General features: G+C 47.1%; 2 protein-coding genes. One reads left to right on the top strand and one right to left on the bottom strand.

The genetic code is table 11. From position 1 onward, the window contains the following. Positions 1-122 precede the first annotated feature (122 nt). The gene (locus RMO27_RS01980; RefSeq protein ID WP_309728591.1) at positions 123-536 is read right to left on the bottom strand and encodes a gamma-glutamylcyclotransferase; all 414 of its coding nucleotides are present in this window, start codon (positions 534-536) and stop codon (positions 123-125) included. A gap of 46 nt (positions 537-582) precedes the next feature. On the opposite strand from RMO27_RS01980, the gene RMO27_RS01975 reads away from it, so the two are divergent. Beyond that, the gene (locus RMO27_RS01975; protein ID WP_309728590.1) at positions 583-2406 is read left to right on the top strand and encodes a hypothetical protein; all 1824 of its coding nucleotides are present in this window, start codon (positions 583-585) and stop codon (positions 2404-2406) included. Positions 2407-2539: the final 133 nt, after the last annotated feature.

Raw genomic sequence — 2539 nt, 5'->3', positions numbered from 1 at the left:
GCTTTTTGGCGTGGTCACGGTTACTTCTGCGGCGGCTGGTCATCAGGTATCTATTGCCTCAAACTGTTGACTAGAAACAGTTTGACATCTTTTCTCACCCTCTTGACAAATTTCCGATTTTCTTAACTTGTCACTAATGGTTCCCACCAGCCATCAGCAATCCGAATGCCGCCGCAGCGACTTACCAGATCTGGATTCATGAAATAAGCCCACACTTCAGCCTCGGCAACCCGATCGGCTGTATATGCCACGACCGCTTCACGGTTATAATCATTGGCGGCGGGATCTCGGTGCGGCTCGTAGTCTTCGAGGACATCCAACTGGGCTAAAATCTTGGAGTTCGGAAACCGCAGCACGAATCCCTGAACTTTGCTGGCACCGTGAATCGCTCCTGGATAGCCCAATGACGGCAGATCGTACAACTCGCCATAGATATAAGCACGGTAAATACTCGCTACTTCAGTGCCACAATAGCAGTCGAAATTAGCCGCTCCAGGTTTGAGCGTGCCGTAGACAAAGACGCTGACAGTTGTCATTTCTCACCAACCAAATCTCTACCCGCTCATTTCGTTTTTTGTAACTATGACAATTAGCAAAAAAAGCCAGTCAATGCAAGTCCCCAAATTGCTGGCAGATCATCTGCGGTGGATGGTAGTACTGGCACAATTGCGCGAGGTTGGTGGCAAGGAGCATCGTTATGCTGTCAAACAATTGGTAGCCGATCTCCAATTGGGCAGTTTGTTTGGCAAGCCCACGGGTGAAATCGAGCGCGAACCTGTCGTCGGCTTGAGCAAGAAAGCGTGGGAAATTTGGTTTTGTGGCAAGTCGGTAGAAAAAGGCGAAAGTCCGCTCAATTCGATTTATCAGTGTCGGAGTTTCTATAGTTTGGATGCGCCGAATAACCTGTTGCAACGGTTGAATAAACTCTTGGATCTGGCGATCGATCGGCACAAAACCCTCGAACCTGAAGCCAGGCGGGGTAAGAAAGATAGTAAATACGATCGCTACCTCGAACAATGGGGCGATTATGCGCTCCAATTAGTCGCCCTCAATGGTGGTTGGGAGGAGTTTAGTAATAAGGCAAGTTTGGCCGAGATTCAGGATCTCTGGGTGGGCATCAAGCCGCCCCGAACGGGGATGACAGGTGCAGATCGAGAGTCATTGATTCAGCGGATTATCTATCTCGATAACGATCGTTATATTCAAATTGTGACGACCGCGATCGACTCATTATATCCATTGTGGTTTTTCAAATCCCAGGAGCGCAAAGATTTGCTCGATCGGATCGCCGATCGCGATCGGGAGCTAAAAAAGGCTCTACCCAAGCGGGATTTATATATCGATGTCAATACTCAAATTGGTCAAATGGCCGGCTTACCGTACCCATTTGGCGTGGCTGACGAGCTGCTGGCTTATTGCTGGGATGTCGAACTAGAGTCTGTCAGCACTCATTTGGGTGAAAGTGCCTGGTGTCCGACGGCGATTAAATCGATCGCCCGCGAACTGCAAAATGAATACTGGAGTCCGCCCCTATTATTTACGATGTGGGGCGATGAATTTCCACTCCCTGACGATGATAAACATAACTATTCGATTCCCTTTATTGCTTTAACTCAAGGAGGTGATCGATTTGGCGAATTGTATCAACGGATCGCGATGCCTGCGCCCGAAGGTGAGGTAAATCAAGCACAACCATTAACCGATCTGAGGATGGCGATCGAAGCTGATACTTATGGTGAAAAAATCCTCGATCGATTAGCAGCCCAACAACAAAAGATCGCCAAGCCAGCTCGCTATACTCGCACCCAATTTCTCACTGAGGAATTAGATGTCGATTCGATCGCTAGTTATTTTCCAGTCAGTTTATCATTGCAAGTCAATCCCAATTACCAGCAATTAACCACAGCAGATTTGTATCACAAGTGGGGCAAAGTTGGTGATGCTTTTAACTATACTTGTCCGCAATTAGTCTTAGCTGGCGGCATGTTTTTAGCCAGACAAGCCAAGGCCACTGATCTAATTATCGATTTGGGTATTTATTTACATACTGTCGAGTTATTGATTCGCAATCTCCGCCCGGAATGGGACTCGATCGAGCGGTATTTTCCCCAATTGGCGAGTAATGAGATCGAGAAGAAACAAGCCGCTGCCCAGGCAATTCGGGAAGCTTGTCAGGTAGTTGCCAAGAAGAATCGATTGGTTAAAAATAATGACTTGGTCAGTGCGAATGCGATCGCGGAGATCCTCAGTCAAGTGGCGATTGAGATGTTGGCAGCATTGATTTCTCCCGATACGGAAGCATATCGGGATTGTGCCGAACAGATCGATGATTGGGGTTGGGCAAAGTTGTTTGAATCGGTGCAGTTGACTTCGGTATATATTGCCTGTGAATTATTTACGGGGTAGGTGAAAGGTGATATAGCATAGCTTTTACAAACTCGATTCGATCGATCGAGAAAATCTATAAATTTAGATCTTCATGATCAGCGTTAGTTCGGGTTAAGGATCGTCACTAAATGCTTGTGAAAAGCAAATCGGT

The sequence above is a fragment of the Chamaesiphon sp. OTE_75_metabat_556 genome (assembly GCF_031378165.1).
Lineage (GTDB): Bacteria > Cyanobacteriota > Cyanobacteriia > Cyanobacteriales > Chamaesiphonaceae > Chamaesiphon.
This window is presented reverse-complemented; position numbering and strand designations above follow the sequence as displayed.

Coding starts and splice junctions, on each gene's coding strand:
- RMO27_RS01975 (WP_309728590.1), top strand. CDS start 583: ATGACAATTAGCAAAAAAAGCCAGTCAATGCAAGTCCCCAAATTGCTG.
- RMO27_RS01980 (WP_309728591.1), bottom strand. CDS start 536: ATGACAACTGTCAGCGTCTTTGTCTACGGCACGCTCAAACCTGGAGCG.